The sequence below is a fragment of the Vibrio sp. 10N.247.310.98 genome (assembly GCF_041467395.1).
GTDB lineage: Bacteria > Pseudomonadota > Gammaproteobacteria > Enterobacterales > Vibrionaceae > Vibrio > Vibrio crassostreae_C.
In genome coordinates, this window is the sequence record NZ_JBFSUL010000009.1 from 84,719 (window position 1) to 102,884 (window position 18,166).

Below are 18,166 nucleotides of genomic sequence, written 5' to 3' on the forward strand. Positions count from 1 at the left end.
ATTTGATCCTTATATCAGAACCGAAAGGTGGTACGTAAACGTTTGCGTGGCGATAGTACTGTATAAATTTGCCAAGTAAAGGCAAACCACACGAACTATGTGCTGGAAGATAACAGATCTAAAGAGTCATTGCGCGAGATCAAATCTTAAACGAGCAAAATATTCGATATGATTAACTTCAGCTGCCGTTATATTGGTGTTGAATACAAAAAGGGCTGCATATAGCAGCCCTTCAAGGAATGGGTAATCTCACTTGGCGTTAACCTTTAAGAGGTAACTGCCTAATATGGTCGATTAACGATCCCAGTATGTTTCTTCTAAGCTATCTTCGCGTTCAGGTAATGCACGAGAAAGGCGAGGAGAGTGCTGAGTCAACACTTCGTAGCTTACACGGTTTGCGTACTTACAAATTTGAGACAGTGAAGAGTAAGTTAGACAAGTGTGCTCGTGTTTCTCTGAGTTTGGTACATTCACGTGGTGGTAGCTATTTGCTGCCATGTCGTGAAGTAGTGCTGAAAGTGCACCATCGCCAGCGCCATTGGTATTCTTAATCTCAAGTGGGCCACCTAGGTAAGGGCCAATGTGAGAGTACACTTTTACTGGGTCTTTACAGTCTTGCTTACGCATCGCACGGCTGAATTCGTATTTATTGAACTCAGGGATGTTACCCGGTAACAATGGCAGTGTGGTTTCGCGTTTCGCTGGTTCGTCAGTGTAACCTGCCATGTATAGACCAATAGGACCTGCAGTACATAGAACTAGGTCAACCCACTCAAGTGCCTTGTGAGCAGCCAATAGAGGATCTTTTTCACCCGTTAGCGCTTCACCTTCATCTTCGTTCATCGCGACGATGGTTACGTTTTCTTTCAGGTATTCTTGCCACCATTCAGCGTTGCCTTCGATCACATACTTAGTACCAAGTGTTAGTACAACAGGCACATTGTGCGCTTTCGCGTATTCAATCGCTTTTTGTACCGCTTTTGGCATCGGATCTTCAGGTTTGCCACGCATTAGGTATGACGACACAACCAATGCAGAAGCTTTCTCGAAGACTTTTTCAGGAATGCTTTCTGGAAGAAGTTGGTTCATGTGGCCTTCGTTGATTGCAAACGTACGTTCGCCATCTTCAGAAATCAGCGTGTAACAACGACCAATTGGACCATCAACAGTTTGAAGGTGGTTTAGATTCATACGAGAAGAAGTGCGGCAAAGGTAACGATAACCAAATGAGCCAACTTCAATCTTCTTAGACATTACGCCAAGCAGGACAGATTTGCTGTCCGCAAGTACGGAATAGTTGTGCAGTGTGTTGCCGATAGTATCGCCAGGATATTGATGCGTGATCAAACCGCGCTCAACTAACTCTTCATACAGCGCATCTGCTTTACTTTCTTCCAATACCAGTGAGTGACCTTTACTCAGCTCGTATTTTTCTAGGAACTCGTTGTCAACACGGGCTTCGATATCAACAATCGTTTGGCCAACACCCACAATCGTTGCGCGGTGAAGCTTAGGCGTTTGTTGAATTTGGTTGACCAACGGATCACGTGCGTGAGTTGGAAAGTAGTGCTTAGATTTACGCTGTCCAGGAAACTTCATATGAAAAATACAGTGAAAAAATTTTGCCGCATGATATCACATTTTGTTTCTGTTTCTTTCATTTTTATTACATTTTGAATCACCTGCACAATGTCTGTACAGGTGATTCAACTAACTATATGTTTGAAACTACTCGGTTGGCTGTACTAACGTCGCTGGATCAACGTAAGCCTCTGTACCCCATAGTGGAACAGTTGAAAGGCTGTGTTTGAAGCTACCTTCTGTTTCTTTGGTGGTGTAAGACAAGTAAAGCAGCGACTGATTCTCTGCATCGTAGATACGACGAACCTTCATTGTTTTAAAGAAGATACTTTTCGATTGCTTGAATACCACTTCGCCAGACTTACTCTTGTCTATTTGAGCAATCATTTCTGGTGTAATTTCACCTGTTTGACGACAAGATATAGAGCTATCACTTGGATCAGAAAGGCTAAGGTTTGCTTCGATTGATGCGATATGACAGGTAACACCCGCGATCTTATCGTCATCTAATGAAGACATCTTGATATCCTTCATTGTGAAGAAACCCAGTGAGACGTCGCCAACCTCGTTGTCCGAACAGCCAGCTAACATTGTCACGATACCTGCTGCTATTAAGGCTTTTTTCATAAGAAGTCCTTTTTATTTATATAGTTCTGTTTACTATAAGGATATTGAAAGCTTGGATACGAGTGTAGAGCTTTTCGTTAAGTTCTTAAAGGATGTTGTTGGATAATGAAAAATATGAAGCATTTAAAGTACTTGTTGGCCTTGGTCATGCTCTGTATGCTCTCTGCTTGTAGCTCGGCACCTCAGCCGACCGTATGTCTTCCAAATAACTGCGATATTTGGGGATACTAACCGTAGGTACTAAAAGAATGAATAACGAAATACCTGAAATTGCACACAAGAAAAACCAATGGCTATTTAGTCAGCTCGATATTGCTTACCCCGCAAAAGAGAGCCTCCTCGGCCGTGAACTTTATCAAAGCAAACTTCCATCCAAGACATACCAACTCCTAGCACAAGATCAAACTCCTTCCCAAATTGATGAACTGCATAAAGTCGATTTCCATAAATTGACCGTGCTATTTTCACTCAACCAAGCAAGCGTTTACCAAGATGAAATCGAAAGGGCACACATGCTTGAGTTCTTGAGCCAAATTATGCTTTCTGACGATCATGTATTATATATTGGTACTCAAAACGGTGAAGTTGTGGCGAGCGCTATCGTCACAGAAGCGGATGGTTCCCTATTGATCTCGGATGTCGTTGCTGAAAATGGTCAAAGTATCAACAACTTTGCTAAGCAGTTACACGATTTTTGGGCACAAGATCATGCTTCTTGCGATAAAGTATGGATCGAGAACTAAAGATTCTTTGACAAAGCGTTAATCTAAGTACAATACCCCGTCTTATTTAAAGGGTATTGTATGTACAAGCTATTGATATCAATCGCTGTATTATGTGTTAGCGCTTATTCTTCACTCAGTTTTGCTAACGACTGGGATATTAAACGCATCCTAGTTTTACACTCATACGAACCTTCTTATCAATGGACTGCTGACTTCCAAAAAGGGATAGACAGTGCGTTCAGCCAGTCTCAAACCGAAGTTAAACTCTCAATAGAGTATTTGGATTCAAAGCGTGTCCACAGCCCAGAGTATTACGACTCTCTCGCGAACTACTTACGTGCGAAGTATGCAGGTTATAAATTTGATGGCGTAATTGCGACGGACGATAACGCAGCCAATTTTCTTGAATCTCTGCCTAATTTGATTGATCGCTCCACACCTGTCGTTGCAGCCGGCATCTATGATTTCAGCACCGACATGTACGCGGTGTCTGACAGAGCAACTGTGCTTTACGAGAACGATCAGATAGACGTTAATATTAAGCTGATCTCCAAATTAAGACCTAATCTAAAGAATCTCTATTTTGTAAATGATTACAGTGTCACGTCTGAATTGATTCATAAAGAAATGAACAAAATGATGGCTGAATTTTCAAATATCAATCTCGTAGAAATTCGCGACTTGTCGCTGGAGCATACGAGCCAATTTTTGGAAGGGATCTCTGCGGACGATGCGGTATTGCTCAGTCATTACAACACCGAGTTAAAGCAAGGGGTTTATCACACTTACCAAGAGATTGCGGATACGTTGTCAAAAGCGAGTGCTGCTCCGGTGTTTGCTTTGTGGCAGTTCTATATTTCGGGTGATGTACTCGGTGGTTACGTTAATCACTCACAAAGCATGGGTGAACAGGCCGTCGATGCGTTGGATAAATACCTTCCACTTGGTTTTACTACACCGTTAACTCCCGGAGACAACAAACGTTTTGTATTCAATTACCCTGCAATGAAGAGATACGGGATTAGTGCAAACGCGTTACCTGACGAAGCGGTTTTCATTAACGAGCCTTCATCCTTTATTCGCAAAAACTTCCAGTTGTTATTGGGGCTGTCGATGGTGATTGCGGGTTTGAGCCTGATCATCTTGATGCAATTTGTCACTCTGCGCCAAAAGAAAGAGTTGGCGAATAAGAACAAACGAATCTTAAAGCTTCAGAAACAGACCTTGAATATCCAAAAGGATATGATTCATGTTCTCGGAGAGGCAATTGAAACCCGCTCTGGCGAAACTGGTAATCATGTTAAGCGTGTAGCCAAGTTGTCTGCACTGCTTGCTAAGTATCGTGGCTTGAGCCATCGCGAGGTCGAGATGATTGAGATCATCAGCCCAATGCACGATGTGGGTAAGATTTCAGTCCCTGAATCAATCTTGGATAAACCTGGGAAATTAACCGACCAAGAGTGGGAGGTGATGAAGCTTCATACTACGGCTGGCTATAACTTACTAAAGAGCGGAGCGGGTGATATTACCAACCTCGCGGCAATCATTGCTAACGAACATCACGAGCGTTGGGATGGTGCTGGATACCCGAATGGAAAAGTGGGTGATGAAATACACCTGTTTGCTCGTATCACTGCCGTAGCCGATGTGTTTGATGCGCTGCTTAGTGCACGTTGCTACAAAGAACCGTGGCCGTTAGAGATGGTGGTCGATTTGTTTGAGCGAGAGTGTGGCTACCAGTTTGATCCTCAGCTAACTAAATTGCTACTGAAACACTTATCCGAGTTTGTCGCTATCCGAGATTCGTACCCCGATACTGGAATTGTAGAATATGCGTCTTCACCTTCGCTTGAAGCTAAAGTCTTAGAAGAGTCGGTTGTTAGCTAATTGTCGCTCTATCTGAGTAGCCTATAAGCCATTTTTTTTATCGATTCACCACGATCCGGCTAGGAAGTAGTGATTTATATTTTCTCCTGAAATTGAGTAGCTTATGTAAACCTCGCAGTATTTGGTTTCGTAGAATCTGGGTTAATTTAATGAAAACTGTTGCTTATGCTGAGCGATAAAGTGATCAACTCGATATTTCGCGAAGAGAAATAAGCCTGTATCTGCAAACTGTTACCTCAATCATCTCGCGCATTGAAAGAACACTATAAGATAAAACTTGGATTCAATCTGAGTGAGATACCTATGCGGTTAGAACAGACTAAATGTGTGATTTTCGATTGTGACGGAACACTTATCGATAGTGAAAAGCTGTGCTGCCAAGCTTTGGTGAACGTTTTCACTGGCTTTGGAGCGGAGCTAAACGTCAACGACTGCTATGCGCACTTTCAAGGCGGGAAGCTAGCCGACATCTTAATGGATACACAAGAACGTCTTGGGTTATCTATCTCGATTGATACACTTGAACCGTTATATCGCACTGAATTACAAGCACTGTTCCAGCGTCATTTAAAGCCGATGGATGGAGCTATCGAACTTATTGAATTTCTCAAACAACAAGATATCGAGTTTTGTATCGCTTCCAATGCACCAAAATCTAGAGTTGAATCTTCATTGGCGATGACAGGCATGCTAGACGACTTCAAAGGCAAAGTGTTCTCAGCTTTTGATGCTAACAGCTGGAAGCCAGAGCCTGATCTAATCATGTACACGGCCATGAACATGGGCTTTCTGCCAAATGAGTGCATCTACGTGGATGATACGTTGAAAGGGATTGAGGCTGGTGTTCGCGCGGGTATCCAATCGTTTCGATTACGCCCGAGTATTGATGAAGCAATCGTAGATCCCGAAGCCGACTCAGCAGAACTCGCGGCTCAGGATATCTACAGTTTAGAAGAAATTTCAGTTTGGATTAATGGCAAGCACTGCTCAAATGGTGGTATATCGAATTCTGCAGCTTTGGTGGGGTAGAGCTTAGTTGAAGTCTGACTACCTTACTAAATTGTTTGGTGTGGAAACCGCAAGATGCACAAGTAAACTTTTCTCCACTTTCTGAAAGCAGATACTCGTCGTGTTGGCATAAAGGGCATGTAATGTCGTCGGTGTTTGGTGTTTCTGTTTTATTCATTATGTGTCACCTGCAGCAAGGGGGTAAGCGAAAAAAGACCCGTTCAATTAGATTACTCCTAAGCTCGAATATTAGACAGTTCTGACACTTCTTAATCTCTCCTTTGCGACTTGCTTCATGGTAATTGATAATGTCATCGTTATTGACCATGGTTCTTGTAATGTTATTAAACAAAAGCCAAAAAGAAAGGACCCATTACGAGTCCTCATTAGTTTGTTTTCAATTCACGCCGCTAGTTCACCAGTTGATCCTTAAGTTCGGTAGCGTGCCAATGTCTGAGATAGAGAAACCGACGCTTCTGTTAGCCTAGATACGCCATTTGAAGAATTCTGAGCCACGTCTTTAATCACATCGGATTGGCTTCGAATATCGTTAAGCTCTGCTGCAATCGTATTGGCAACGTTACTTTGCTCATCGGCTGATGTTGCGATTTGGATACTCATGTCCATTAGTGCTTGAGCTGAATCTGCAATCGAGTTTACGTCGTGACCAATGTTTGAAATCAACTGGCTACTGGTTTGCGCTTGGTCAACCGTCTGTTCGGTGATCTTCGCGATATTTTGGCTCTCTTGCTGTAAGCGTTCAATCATCGCTTGGATTTCTACAGTAGCCGACTGAGTGCGGCTTGCCAGTGTTCTTACTTCATCAGCAACAACAGCGAAACCTCGGCCTTGCTCGCCCGCACGAGCGGCTTCAATCGCGGCATTTAAAGCAAGTAAGTTAGTTTGCTCTGAAATAGCATTGATCGTCGTGATGACCTCGTTAATTTGGCTCGTATTCACATTCAAGCTAGTAACAGAAGATGAGGTTTGCTCAATCAAAGAAGAAAGGGTGGTGATTTCCGAGATTGCCTGTTGAACCTTCGCGTGGCTATCGTTGATTTGCTGCGCGTCTTGTTCTGTTTGTTCAGTTGAGCGTGCAGAGATGTTAGAGACTTCATTTGCCGAAGCTGTCATCTGATCCATTGCTGTCGCTACAGAGTCTAGAGAGGCATTTTGGCTCATGATTTGTGTTTCGCTGCGCTTCATCTCAGTTTCGAAAGAAGCCGATGTTTCGCTTAGCGTTGCTGCACTGTGGTTTACGTTGTTGACTAACTCACTAAGCGTATCCATTGAACGGTCAAGCGCACAACCAATCGTGCCGAACTCATCACGGCCAGGGTGGAAGCCAAGGCGTGATGTTAAGTCACCATCACCAATCTTTTGAGTCGTTGAATAAAGAACCCAAAGTGCGCCGCCTAGGAAAGTCGCTACCCAGTAACAGAAAAGACCAAAAGGCACACACCACAAGAAGCTCAGTAATAAAGTGTACAGTGCTTGCTGCTTTTGATTCTGTATATCGTTAGTTGAAACGGTAAGTGAGTAGTAGTTGCCATCTTGTGCGAGTGCTGTGGCAGTCACAGAACCATTATTTGAAATAGTGGTTTGTTGAGCGCGAGTTTGCTGGCTAACAGAGCGAACAGATGCCGGGGAATCTGATGCTGATAAAATGCCTTGCAGTTGATACTCGACCTGCTGTTTTGCAGTTACGTCAATGTGTTCCATTTTGTTGACGTAGTTCAGTCCAGCTAGGCTTGCCAGAGCGGCAAAAAAGATTAAGAAAATGACCCAAAACTTGTCGTTGATCGACATCTTAATAAACAGTTTGTCTATCGTTCGAAATTGTACTTCTTTCATAAAAACTCCACGGTAAATCCTTTACCGTGGACTCTAAATAACCGACCTCAATAAAAATGTGACTTCAATCGACTAATTGTGAAAATTAATGATAGTGATATGTCATTTATGAGATCTGAATCAAGTAAATTAGTTCTGTATAGGTTTATTAGCCTAAAGAAGGCAGTAACCCTACTGAAATAAGAACTTGAATCGCAATGATAAATACGCCAACGCTACCTGCTAAAAACAACGCTTTGCTACCGCCTAACACTTGGTAACTGGCTTCTGAAGATTGTGGTTTGACAGAGAAATCAGTGTAACGAACCTTGTAGACCATCACTGTTGGTAACAGAATCGCGAGCACTGAAAGTGCAATGGCTGCGTAGCCTAAAGCCATGATGAAGCCTTGTGGGTAAAATAAGGCAAACCCCAGTGGCGGTAAGAAGGTGATAGCAGCTGTCTTAACACGTTTTGCGTTACCTAGTTTCTTGCTCAGTGAGTCGCCCATGAATTCAAATAAGCCCAAGCTCACACCAATAAAAGATGTCAGCAGTGCAAGGTCCGCAAACACACCGACGATCACGCTTAGGTTGGATTGATGAACCGTTTGCGATAGCGAGACTAATAGCGCGCCCAAGCTTGTGTCAGACAACAACTGCTCTTGGCTAATCACGCCCAAAGTAACACTTTGCCAGAAAACGTAGATAACCAGAGGCAGTGCCGAGCCAATAATCATTACCTTACGTAAAGAACGAACGTCACCATCTAGGTATCGAACAATTGATGGGATGCTGCCGTGGAAACCAAAAGAGGTAAACACAACCGGAATAGCCGCAACAATCAGGCCTTGCTGTAAAGGCATGCTCATTAAGTATTGAGAGGTAATGTTTGGCGCTAGGAAGCTGAGTACCAAAACCATCGCGATAAGCTTTAAGCCAAACAAAACGCGGTTAACTTTATCAACACTGTGTGTACCAATCGTAACAACGCCGGCAACTAATAGGGTAAATAGAAGCGTGGTGATTTGAGCATTAAGTTCGATACCCGCGATATCCGAAATTCGTTGGTTAAATTGCGCACCGCCGCCAGCTATGTATGCCGCACACAGAGCGTAGAAAAGAAACATCACCGCGAAGCTCGCAATCCACTTTCCTTTTGTCCCCAAAATGGTATGAGCTAACGTGTGTAGGGTAGCGTCAGATTCTGCGAATTGGTGAAGCTCTACCATTAATAGCGCAGTAAAAGCCATTAACGCCCATAAACCCAGCATCAAGAAAAGTGAAGTTGAAAAGCCAATACCTGCAGAAGCAAGTGGAAGAGCGAGCATGCCAGCACCAATGGTTGTGCCTGCAATGATCAAAGTACTACCAAAAACCTTTGATTTATTCATTGTATATAATTCTTTACGTTAGGGTGTGTTTTCATTGTAATTCTTCTAGCTTAAGCGCATAAACCCAAAGAATATCTCGATTTTGAAGTATTCTGATTGAATTTAATTCCAAATGCAATTCTTATTGTAATAAAAAACATCCACTGTAAATTAATATTTACACAAAGGGGCGTGTCAGCATTCAAATGAGCAAAGCAAACGTTTGACCATGATCGGTTTCAAAATTTATAGAGTAATTTGTTGTACTTGGTGTAAGGTGGCAGTACATATGTCGTTCGCGTATACCCCTTTAGCGCAAAAAAGCGTTAATGATCGCGAGTAGCTTTAAGCTATGAATATGGAATGGGTAGAGTAGAGTGCGTTCATCAAAGTGACATAATATAAGTTCAAGATGGTGCACTAGTTAATCGGACATCATGTCCACATCAAGGAATAGAGGGGGCACAATGAGTGACCAATCTTATAATGACGAAAGTCTAGAGTTGTTAGATGCTATGGAAATTGGCATTGATTTGTCTGACTATGAGCAGACAGTGAAACAGTTAGCAGAAGAGCTTTTCAAGTCTTCGAACTAAGCTTTTAAGATCTTTAATTCAGTTTCAACTGAAACGTTTTAAAGCTAAAAGTTTTCTTAGCTAAAGCTTCTCAAAGCAAACAATTCTAAACTGAGCAAATCGTATTCGCTCACACGTCATACCAAAACTATCCTCATTAAAGTTCGCGAAGATAAACGAGTACGTTTACCATGTTACTTAGTTCTCGATACTTTAATGAGGTTCAATGAACTTTCTCGCACACCTTCACATCGCCAAGCACTGTAACAGCAACTTAGCAGGTAACCTGTTAGGTGATTTTGTTAAAGGCGACCCTAATAAACACTATTCTGATTCCCTTTCTGACGGTATTAGGCTTCATCGATTTGTTGATAGCTATACTGATCGTCATGATGTATCTCGTTCTGCAAAATCACTTTTCTCAGACCAAACACGACGCTTTGCGCCTATCGCACTCGATGTATTTTGGGATCACTGCTTAGCCAATCATTGGGATCAGTTTTCACAGCAGACATTAGAGCGTTTTTGTTTAGATAGCCATGAGCAGATCTTTGAACATCAAGAGCCACACTGGCCTGAAAATTTCGTTATGGTTCATCAGAAAATGGCTGAGCATAGATGGTTAGAGAGCTATCAAGACATGTCATCTATAGAGGTGGTGTTGCAGCGAATGGCGTTGAGAAGGCCTAAGCTCGGTATGCTCGAGGCATGTTACGATGACCTCGAACGTCACTATGATACGTTGCAGTGTCACTTTAATGAGCTTTATCCCAACGTTTTAGAGGAAGCTAAGCAGTTTAATGCGCTTCAAATGAAGAAAAATCAAAAGGAAAGGTAAACAGCGTAATGCAGGTTTGCTACAATCCGCGCCTATTTAATCTTTGAGCATCATACTATGTCTGAATCTACAAAATCTTTTAACCAACTAGGATTATCTGAGCATCTTCTTGCCACGTTGTCTGAGCTTAATTTTACGGCTCCTACCAGTGTTCAAGAACAAGCAATTCCATTGGTATTAGAAGGCAAAGATGTACTGGCTGGTGCTCAAACGGGTACAGGTAAAACGGCTGCGTTTGGTTTACCGATTATTCAAAGATTAATCGAGACAAAAGACAACGTTATTCCGAACCCTAAGCTCGTTCGTGCGCTTGTATTAGTGCCAACTCGTGAATTGGCACAACAGGTTTTCGATAACTTAACTAGCTACGCAAAGGGCACCGACATTAAAGTCGTGGTGGCTTACGGCGGCGTTAGCATGAAGGTGCAAACTGATAACTTACGCGGTGGCGCAGATATTCTTGTCGCGACGCCTGGTCGTCTTATTGATCACATGTTCACTAGAAACATCATGTTGAGCCAAACGGAAGTACTGGTACTGGATGAAGCTGACCGTATGTTAGATATGGGCTTCATGCCTGACATCAAGCGTATTCTTTCTCGCATGAACGAAGTGCGTCAAACTCTGTTCTTCTCTGCAACGTTTGATAACAAAATCAAAGCGATTGCACACCGTATGATGCAGAAGCCAAGTGAAATCCAAGTTACGCCAAAAAACAGCACCGCTGAAACCGTAACACAGATGGTTTACCCGGTAGATAAGTCGCGTAAAAGTGAGCTATTAGCGTATTTGATTGGTTCAAAAAACTGGCAACAAGTGTTGGTGTTCACAAAGACTAAGCAGGGCACTGATGCTCTCGTTAAAGAGCTTAAGTTAGACGGCATTAAAGCGGCATCAATCAATGGCGATAAGAGCCAAGGTGCGCGTCAAAAAGCCCTAGACGATTTCAAGTCAGGCAGAGTTCGTGCGTTGATCGCAACCGACGTGGCAGCTCGTGGTATTGATATTCAGCAGCTAGAACAAGTTGTGAACTATGACATGCCATTTAAAGCAGAAGATTATGTTCACCGCATCGGACGTACTGGCCGTGCGGGTAACAGCGGCTTAGCGATCTCTTTGATGAGTCAGGATGAAGCTTACCTATTGGGTGATATTGAGCGATTACTTGATACTCGCTTGCCTCAAGAGTGGCTAGAGGGCTTTGAACCAAGCCTTGAAAAAGATCTAGCGCCCGATCGTGGTGGTCGCAGCAAAAGCCGTTCATCAGAAAAACGTAAGATGAAAGCGAAGCTTAAGATTCACCAAAACCGCGGTAAAGCACGTCGCTAATAAGCTGTACAAAGCTCCAGTTTAAAGATCTATACATATAAAAACGCGCCGTTACAGTGACTTCTGTAACGGCGCGTTTTTGTATCTTATAAGCTCATCATGGGTATGAACCCGATTAAGCTTTATGTTCCTGGTTACACTTCCATTCACATGGCACTTCATAAATCAGCTCTTCAATCGAGGTTGGATTTAGAGCCCACTCTTCATCAATATTGAACTTGCTGACCATCTGCGTGTTGAAAAGCTGCCAATGCTTAAGTAGGGCGTCTTCGGGTGAGGTGACCATATCACCTTCATTCCAAGTGCTTTCCATAAAGGGAGTGAGGCATACAGCGCCGTTTGCGTACATGATCATTTGCCATTTAACTTCGTAAATGTTGATCATTTTGTCTGGGTTAGCTGCATTGTACTCAGCGGCAAGCCCGTTAATCTCTTTTTCAACATCGCCGACATTGTCGATGAAGTAATCAACTAGGTTGTCTTCTTGGCGAACAGAGTCTGAAATAAGCTGCATTGGCCTACGTGAGTGAATCATGTTGGTGAACAGACGCATGCTAAACAGGTAGATAGCGATATTTGGCGCAACATCTTTTGGCAGCTCTTCCATAATCTTACTGATGTAAGACTGAAAATAATCGTGTAAACAATCACTTATTGCATGCCAAATCTTTTCTTTGCTACCAAAGTGGTGGCGGATAAGGCTATGCGAGACGCCTGCCTTTTCACTGATGTTTCGCAGTGATACACGATCGTAGCCAAAGTCACAGAACATGTCTGCGGCAACGCTCATGATCAAAAAACGCGTCTCTTCGGCGTCTTTTGCACTTCTTCTACCTTGCTTCTTTTCGGTCATCTTCATTTCACACAATTACCTGATTACAACATTCTACACTGTTTTTACTGAAATAAAAAATACTGCACAAGTGGAAAGTAAATCTTGAGAATTATTTAATATTAAATATACTGCCCACCTGTGTAATAAATCATAATAATTAAACGGAGAGGCATCATGCAGTTCAATTTGTCGATCAATGCCATATCGAGCAAGCGCATGGGAGCTGTTATTGCAGCACTATTGCTCGCAGGCTCTCTAACTGGATGTGACAAAGTTCAGTCAGAGGAAAATGTGCAGGTAATCAAGCCAGTCAAGCTGTTCGAAATCCCACAACAGACTGATATTGATCTCGATAGCTTCATTGCAAAGGTTGATGCGACCGACCGTGCGGCACTTTCTTTCCAAGTGGGTGGAGATATAGAAACCTTCGATGTTCGTATGGGACAAGAAGTGAAGAAAGGTCAGGTGTTAGCCGTATTAGACGCGACGGATTACCGTATTGCCGTTGACGCAGCCCAAGCTAAATTTGATCTGGCGAACAGCCAATACAAACAAGCTTCTGAGTTGTATGCGAAAAAACTGGTCAGTACCGATTACTACGACCAAGCCGTAAACACCTTTACTGCCGCTGAAGTTGAGTTGGACCAAGCAAAAACAAACCTTGGCTACACTACCTTAGTTGCTCCATTCGATGGCGTGGTATCGATGGTGTTTGGAAAGCAATATCAATTGATCGCAGAAAAGCAGCCTGTACTGAATATTTTGAATCACAGTGAAATGGATGTGACGTTTTCAATTCCAGTATCAAAGCTTGAAGACCGTTCTATTCAAGACCTAACGAGCTCAAACATGTGGGTTGTGATGGACAGCCACCGCGGCATTCGTATCCCGACTCGCTTTAAAGAAATCTCAACGCAACCAGATGAAGATACCAACAGCTACCAAGCGGTTGTGTCTATCGAAAAGCCAGAAGGCATCAATCTACTTTCTGGTATGACAGCGCAAGTTGAAGTTCAGAAAAGTAAATCTGACTACGGCATTGGTATTGTGGATTCAGCTTGGTTAAACAAAGACGTAGGCCATGGTGAACTATGGCGTTATAACCCTGACTCTCAACTGATTTCTAAAGTACAAGTCCTTCTTGATGAGCAAGGCAAGGTTATCGACGGATTGTCGTCTGGTGACCTTATCGTTGAAGCGGGTGTGGATGTGTTATCAGACGGACAACAAGTAAAAGCTTGGCTTCGTGAGGGCGGTATTTAATGAACCTTTCAAAATTATCAGTTGTTGTCGCGTCGGTTCTGTTACTTCAAGCCTGTAACAATGAAGCTGTACACCGTGAACAACCACCTTTGTTGGTTTCTACCTTTGAAGTTGGCGCACCGCTTACTAATCAGTTCAGAAGTTTTAATGGACAGGTGATGCCAGCTGAATTGACTCCCTTGGCATTTAAGCTAGCAGGCGAGATTCAACAAGTATTAGTAGAAGCGGGCGACAATGTCGAAAAAGGGCAGTTATTAGCCACCTTAGATAACGCAACGTACGTCCAAGATCTGACTGATGCTCAATCTCAATTCAAACTGGCAAGCAAACAGTTGGCCCGTGGAACGGAGATGTTTGGCAGCGAAATGTTATCGCAATCAGAACACGACCAACTGACGGCTAACTATAAGCTCGCATCGGCGAATTTGGCGGCGGCGAAACGCAAGCTGAGTTACACAGAACTTTTAGCGCCGTTCTCAGGAACAGTTTCAACTGTCGATAAGCAACGATTCGAAAATACGACGCCTGGAGAAACACTACTGAGTGTGTACCAGAACGACAAGGTGTATGTGCGAATTCAAGTATCAGATTCGATCTTGGCGTCAATTAGCCCAGACATGCGTTCAAATAGCTATCGTCCTGAGGCGACCTTTGGCGGTCACACAGGCCAATATCCACTGACGTATCTAGAACACACCAGTGAACTGCACCCACAATCCCGTACCTACGAATTTTGGATGCAGATGCAGCAGCCTGAAAGTGAAATCCTGCCAGGCACGAGCGTTACGGTCAATGTAGATATGGCGAAAGCGGGCCTGAGCGATGTTCAAGGCTACCAATTACCAATGACAACGCTAGAAGCGGGCTCTGAAGCGAATCAGTTCTATGTGTGGAAAATGGAAGACGGACAAGCATTCAAAAGCGAAGTAGAAGTCGACAAGATCAGTGGCCAAGGCGCACTCATCGCTCATGGTGTTGAGCAAGGTGAGCTACTCGTAAATTCGAATTTAAGAAAACTCCGTGACGGAATCCAATTGTCAGGAAAAGCAGAATGAACATCGCAGAATATTCAATAAAGAACAAAGTAATCAGCTGGCTGTTTCTAGTCATTTTGGCCATTGGCGGTGTGACGTCTTTTGGTAATCTATCCCGTTTAGAAGACCCAGCTTTTACCATTAAAGATGCAATGATTATTTCAACTTACCCTGGCGCTACGTCAATGGAAGTTGAAGAAGAGCTGACTTACCCACTAGAAAAAGAGATAAGACAGCTTCCGTACATCGACAAGATTACCTCGACATCATCGAACGGTATGTCCCAAATTATGGTCAGTATGAAGATGGACTACGGTCCAGACGAGCTGCCTCAGATCTGGGATGAAATGCGCCGTAAGATCAACGATCTACAACCAACACTGCCAAGTGGTGTAAATTCCGTTCAGATCATCGATGATTTTGGTGATGTGTTTGGTGTGATGATCATGCTGACCGGTGATGGTTACGATTACGTTGAGCTCAAACAGTACGCAGATTACCTAACGCGTGAAATCGAACTGGTTGACGGTGTCGGTAAAGTTAGCATTGCAGGTGACCAACAAGAACAACTGTTTGTTGAGATGTCACTGGAACGCTTAGCCGCATTGAACCTAGATATGTCGACGGTGACAGCATTGCTAGCACAACAAAACAGTGTGGTATCGGCAGGCGAGGTGATGCTGAATGGTCAAAGCCTAACGATTAAGCCAAACGGCACATTAAGCACGGTTGAAGAACTAGAAAACCTAATCATTCATGGTCGTGACACTGGCAATCTAATTCGTCTAAAAGACGTTGCTGAAGTGACTCGTGGTATTCAAGAAAAACCGGGTAATGTATTAACGTACAACGGTAAACCTGCAATCAACTTAGGTATTGCTTTCTCATCAGGCGTAAACGTGGTTGAGATTGGTAAAGCACTGGATGCGGAACTGGATCGCCTAGAAAGCATTAAGCCAGCGGGTGTAGAACTGAATTACTTCTACAACCAAGCGCAAGAAGTAGACAAATCTGTGGCTGACTTCTTAATCAGCCTAGTTGAAGCGGTAGCCATCGTTATCATTGTATTGTTGTTCGCAATGGGCTTACGCAGTGGTTTGATCATCGGTTTGGTTCTTCTATTGACGGTATTCGGTACCTTCATCCTGATGGATTACAACGATGTTGAACTGCACCGCATCTCTCTGGGGGCACTGATCATCGCGCTGGGTATGCTGGTGGATAATGCGATTGTTGTCGTTGAAGGTATTTTGGTGGGCTTGAAGAAAGGCAAAACCAAGCTTCAAGCAGCGAAAGACATCGTCAAGCAAACACAATGGCCACTGTTAGGTGCGACCATTATCGCTATCACAGCGTTTGCACCGATTGGTTTGTCGAAGGATGCGACAGGCGAATTCATGGGTTCACTGTTTTGGGTACTGTGTTTCTCACTGTTTTTGAGTTGGGTAACTGCACTAACACTAACGCCATTCCTTGCCGAGATGTTGCTTAAAGAAGAAGACAAGGTTGATGAGAACGAAGACCCATACAAAGGCATCCTGTTTGTGGTATTCGGTGCGTGTCTGAAAGTAGCACTTCGATTTAGATGGCTTACTGTAGTTAGTATGGTCGCTCTATTAGCAGTTTCTGTCGTCGGTTTTGGTATGGTGAAGCAGCAGTTCTTCCCGCCGTCAAATACCCCAATGTTTTACGTAGACATGTGGATGCCAGAAGGCACCGATGTTCGTGAAACGATCAAGCAGACAGAAAAAGTTGAAAGCTACATTCGCCAGCAAGACGACGTGGAGTTTGTAACGACAACGGTTGGGCAGGGCATGCAACGTTTCGCACTGACTTACCAACCAGAGAAAAGCTACGAAGCGTACGCCCAGTTACAAGTAAGAACCACTGACCGCGACACTATGTTTAAGGCTCTAGCGGCGCTAGACAAAGACTTAGCGAACGAATTTGAGCAACCAACGTTCCAGTTCAAGTTGATTGAGTTTGGCCCGTCACCAGCTTCAAAAATCGAGGCTCGTATTAGTGGTGCCGACCCACAAATCTTGCGCAGTATTGCGGTTGAAGTGGAAGACATCTTGTTAGCGGACCCAGGCTCTCGAAATGTTCGTCACGACTGGCGTGAACGTACCAAAGAGCTCGTGCCATTGTTTAACGAATCAAAGGCGCGTCGTCTTGGTATTTCAAAGACGGATCTGTCCGAGACGTTACAGATGGCGTTTGGTGGCTACAACATCGGTTTACTGCGTGATGGTACTCATATGTTGCCTATTGTTGCGCGTTTACCGGAAGAAGAGCGTTTTGATTTCGAATCGCTAAACAATGTGAAGATTTGGAGCCCATCACTACAAACTTACATCCCAGTTGAGCAAGTGATTGATGGCGTAGAGCTTCAATGGTCTGAGCCACTGATTCAGCGTCGCGACAGAAAACGTACGCTAACAGTATTGGCTGACCACGATGTTCTTGGTGATGAAACGCCAGCGAGTCTGTTTGCTCGTGTGAAACCAAAGGTAGAAGCATTAGATTTACCAGAAGGCTACAGCATTAGCTGGGGTGGTGAGTACGAAAGCTCTAAAGATGCGCAAGAATCTCTGTTTGGCTCACTGCCAATGGGTTACTTGCTGATGTTTATCATCACGATGCTTCTGTTTAACTCGGTTCGTAAGCCGCTTGTGATTTGGTTTACGGTTCCACTCTCTATCATTGGTGTTTCAATTGGTCTGTTAGGTACCAATATGCCATTCAGCTTCACAGCGTTCCTTGGCTTATTGAGTCTAAGCGGCATGATTTTGAAGAACGGCATTGTACTGCTTGACCAGATCAACAGTGAGCTATCAACAGGTAAAGACCCATACCTAGCGGTTGTAGACAGCGCGATCAGTCGTGTACGACCGGTATCTATGGCAGCACTGACGACTATCTTGGGGATGATTCCCTTGGTATTCGATGCATTTTTCGGCTCAATGGCGATTACCATCATGGCAGGCTTAGGCTTTGCTACCGTACTAACGCTAATAGTAGTACCAGTGATGTTCGCTATTCTATATAGAATCAAACCGTCCACTGCGGGTTATTAGGGATTGATATAAAACAGATTCTTTTAAGCCAGCCCAGTCAATTTTGACTGGGCTTTTTTATGCGTGTTGTCCCGTCCTGAAATGTGTTGACACGTGAGAGCGGTAAGAGGGTACGAATAGGCAAGCATTAAAAAAGGTTCATCGCGGCTTTCCGGGGAAAGCCGCTTTTATCTTCAAGAAGA

Annotated in this window: 14 protein-coding genes; 9 read left to right on the plus strand and 5 right to left on the minus strand. The window is 43.7% G+C overall.

Translation table 11 applies throughout. The features are described from left to right. Positions 1-294: 294 nt before the first annotated feature. Together AB6E78_RS06060 and AB6E78_RS06065 are read right to left on the minus strand one after the other, a co-directional pair. A complete protein-coding gene (locus AB6E78_RS06060; protein ID WP_372133329.1) occupies positions 295-1,599 on the minus strand; it encodes an inosine/guanosine kinase in 1,305 nt (434 codons plus the stop codon). Between the two features lie 129 nt (positions 1,600-1,728). Then, positions 1,729-2,208 (minus strand): CreA family protein, encoded by a 480-nt coding sequence (locus AB6E78_RS06065; RefSeq protein WP_017064645.1) that lies wholly within the window; start codon positions 2,206-2,208, stop codon positions 1,729-1,731. A 248-nt stretch (positions 2,209-2,456) separates the two neighbouring features. On the opposite strand from AB6E78_RS06065, the gene AB6E78_RS06070 reads away from it, so the two are divergent. The 3 genes from AB6E78_RS06070 (at position 2,457) to AB6E78_RS06080 (ending at position 5,849) form a co-directional block, all read left to right on the plus strand. After that, positions 2,457-2,951: a hypothetical protein gene (locus tag AB6E78_RS06070; RefSeq protein ID WP_017064644.1), complete on the plus strand. Its 495-nt coding sequence runs from the start codon at positions 2,457-2,459 to the stop codon at positions 2,949-2,951. Positions 2,952-3,011: 60 nt separating this feature from the next. Continuing rightward, positions 3,012-4,820 carry an HD domain-containing phosphohydrolase gene (locus AB6E78_RS06075; RefSeq protein WP_372133332.1) on the plus strand — a complete coding sequence of 603 codons (1,809 nt, stop codon included), beginning with the start codon at positions 3,012-3,014 and terminating at the stop codon, positions 4,818-4,820. Positions 4,821-5,123: 303 nt separating this feature from the next. After that, positions 5,124-5,849: an HAD-IA family hydrolase gene (locus tag AB6E78_RS06080; RefSeq protein ID WP_372133335.1), complete on the plus strand. Its 726-nt coding sequence runs from the start codon at positions 5,124-5,126 to the stop codon at positions 5,847-5,849. A 408-nt stretch (positions 5,850-6,257) separates the two neighbouring features. On the opposite strand, the gene AB6E78_RS06085 is transcribed toward AB6E78_RS06080, so the two are convergent. Together AB6E78_RS06085 and AB6E78_RS06090 are read right to left on the minus strand one after the other, a co-directional pair. Continuing rightward, positions 6,258-7,682, minus strand: a complete 1,425-nt coding sequence (locus AB6E78_RS06085) for a methyl-accepting chemotaxis protein (RefSeq protein WP_017064641.1) — start codon at positions 7,680-7,682, stop codon at positions 6,258-6,260. A gap of 148 nt (positions 7,683-7,830) precedes the next feature. Beyond that, the gene (locus tag AB6E78_RS06090; RefSeq protein WP_017059832.1) at positions 7,831-9,054 is read right to left on the minus strand and encodes an aromatic amino acid transport family protein; all 1,224 of its coding nucleotides are present in this window, start codon (positions 9,052-9,054) and stop codon (positions 7,831-7,833) included. 446 nt (positions 9,055-9,500) lie between these two features. Between AB6E78_RS06090 and AB6E78_RS06095 the strand changes: the two genes are divergently transcribed. From AB6E78_RS06095 to AB6E78_RS06105, 3 genes are all read left to right on the plus strand, one after another. Further along, a complete protein-coding gene (locus tag AB6E78_RS06095; protein WP_017059831.1) occupies positions 9,501-9,629 on the plus strand; it encodes a hypothetical protein in 129 nt (42 codons plus the stop codon). A gap of 205 nt (positions 9,630-9,834) precedes the next feature. Further along, positions 9,835-10,446: an ACP phosphodiesterase gene (locus AB6E78_RS06100; RefSeq protein ID WP_017059830.1), complete on the plus strand. Its 612-nt coding sequence runs from the start codon at positions 9,835-9,837 to the stop codon at positions 10,444-10,446. Between the two features lie 57 nt (positions 10,447-10,503). Further along, on the plus strand, positions 10,504-11,775 hold the full coding sequence (locus AB6E78_RS06105; protein WP_102319709.1) for a DEAD/DEAH box helicase: 1,272 nt from the start codon (positions 10,504-10,506) through the stop codon (positions 11,773-11,775). A 115-nt stretch (positions 11,776-11,890) separates the two neighbouring features. Here AB6E78_RS06105 and AB6E78_RS06110 read toward each other — a convergent pair whose 3' ends face one another. Continuing rightward, the gene (locus AB6E78_RS06110; protein WP_017064637.1) at positions 11,891-12,634 is read right to left on the minus strand and encodes a TetR/AcrR family transcriptional regulator; all 744 of its coding nucleotides are present in this window, start codon (positions 12,632-12,634) and stop codon (positions 11,891-11,893) included. 150 nt (positions 12,635-12,784) lie between these two features. On the opposite strand from AB6E78_RS06110, the gene AB6E78_RS06115 reads away from it, so the two are divergent. From AB6E78_RS06115 to AB6E78_RS06125, 3 genes are read left to right on the plus strand one after another with little or no spacing between them, the layout of a single operon-like run. Further along, complete coding sequence (locus AB6E78_RS06115) at positions 12,785-13,873, plus strand: efflux RND transporter periplasmic adaptor subunit (RefSeq protein WP_017064636.1); 1,089 nt, start codon at positions 12,785-12,787, stop codon at positions 13,871-13,873. Continuing rightward, positions 13,873-14,928, plus strand: coding sequence for an efflux RND transporter periplasmic adaptor subunit (locus AB6E78_RS06120; protein ID WP_017065790.1), 1,056 nt, complete (start codon positions 13,873-13,875; stop codon positions 14,926-14,928). Before AB6E78_RS06115 ends, AB6E78_RS06120 begins: the two co-directional genes overlap by 1 nt. Then, positions 14,925-17,984 carry an efflux RND transporter permease subunit gene (locus AB6E78_RS06125; protein ID WP_372133338.1) on the plus strand — a complete coding sequence of 1,020 codons (3,060 nt, stop codon included), beginning with the start codon at positions 14,925-14,927 and terminating at the stop codon, positions 17,982-17,984. The genes AB6E78_RS06120 and AB6E78_RS06125 overlap by 4 nt, the downstream gene beginning before the upstream one ends. Positions 17,985-18,166 lie beyond the last annotated feature (182 nt).

Excerpts from the sequence above, each read along its gene's own strand:
- AB6E78_RS06060 (WP_372133329.1), bottom strand. The coding sequence starts at position 1,599 with ATGAAGTTTCCTGGACAGCGTAAATCTAAGCACTACTTTCCAACTCAC.
- AB6E78_RS06110 (WP_017064637.1), bottom strand. The coding sequence starts at position 12,634 with ATGAAGATGACCGAAAAGAAGCAAGGTAGAAGAAGTGCAAAAGACGCC.
- AB6E78_RS06120 (WP_017065790.1), top strand. The coding sequence starts at position 13,873 with ATGAACCTTTCAAAATTATCAGTTGTTGTCGCGTCGGTTCTGTTACTT.
- AB6E78_RS06075 (WP_372133332.1), top strand. The coding sequence starts at position 3,012 with ATGTACAAGCTATTGATATCAATCGCTGTATTATGTGTTAGCGCTTAT.
- AB6E78_RS06095 (WP_017059831.1), top strand. The coding sequence starts at position 9,501 with ATGAGTGACCAATCTTATAATGACGAAAGTCTAGAGTTGTTAGATGCT.
- AB6E78_RS06100 (WP_017059830.1), top strand. The coding sequence starts at position 9,835 with ATGAACTTTCTCGCACACCTTCACATCGCCAAGCACTGTAACAGCAAC.
- AB6E78_RS06065 (WP_017064645.1), bottom strand. The coding sequence starts at position 2,208 with ATGAAAAAAGCCTTAATAGCAGCAGGTATCGTGACAATGTTAGCTGGC.
- AB6E78_RS06125 (WP_372133338.1), top strand. The coding sequence starts at position 14,925 with ATGAACATCGCAGAATATTCAATAAAGAACAAAGTAATCAGCTGGCTG.
- AB6E78_RS06080 (WP_372133335.1), top strand. The coding sequence starts at position 5,124 with ATGCGGTTAGAACAGACTAAATGTGTGATTTTCGATTGTGACGGAACA.
- AB6E78_RS06115 (WP_017064636.1), top strand. The coding sequence starts at position 12,785 with ATGCAGTTCAATTTGTCGATCAATGCCATATCGAGCAAGCGCATGGGA.
- AB6E78_RS06085 (WP_017064641.1), bottom strand. The coding sequence starts at position 7,682 with ATGAAAGAAGTACAATTTCGAACGATAGACAAACTGTTTATTAAGATG.
- AB6E78_RS06105 (WP_102319709.1), top strand. The coding sequence starts at position 10,504 with ATGTCTGAATCTACAAAATCTTTTAACCAACTAGGATTATCTGAGCAT.
- AB6E78_RS06090 (WP_017059832.1), bottom strand. The coding sequence starts at position 9,054 with ATGAATAAATCAAAGGTTTTTGGTAGTACTTTGATCATTGCAGGCACA.
- AB6E78_RS06070 (WP_017064644.1), top strand. The coding sequence starts at position 2,457 with ATGAATAACGAAATACCTGAAATTGCACACAAGAAAAACCAATGGCTA.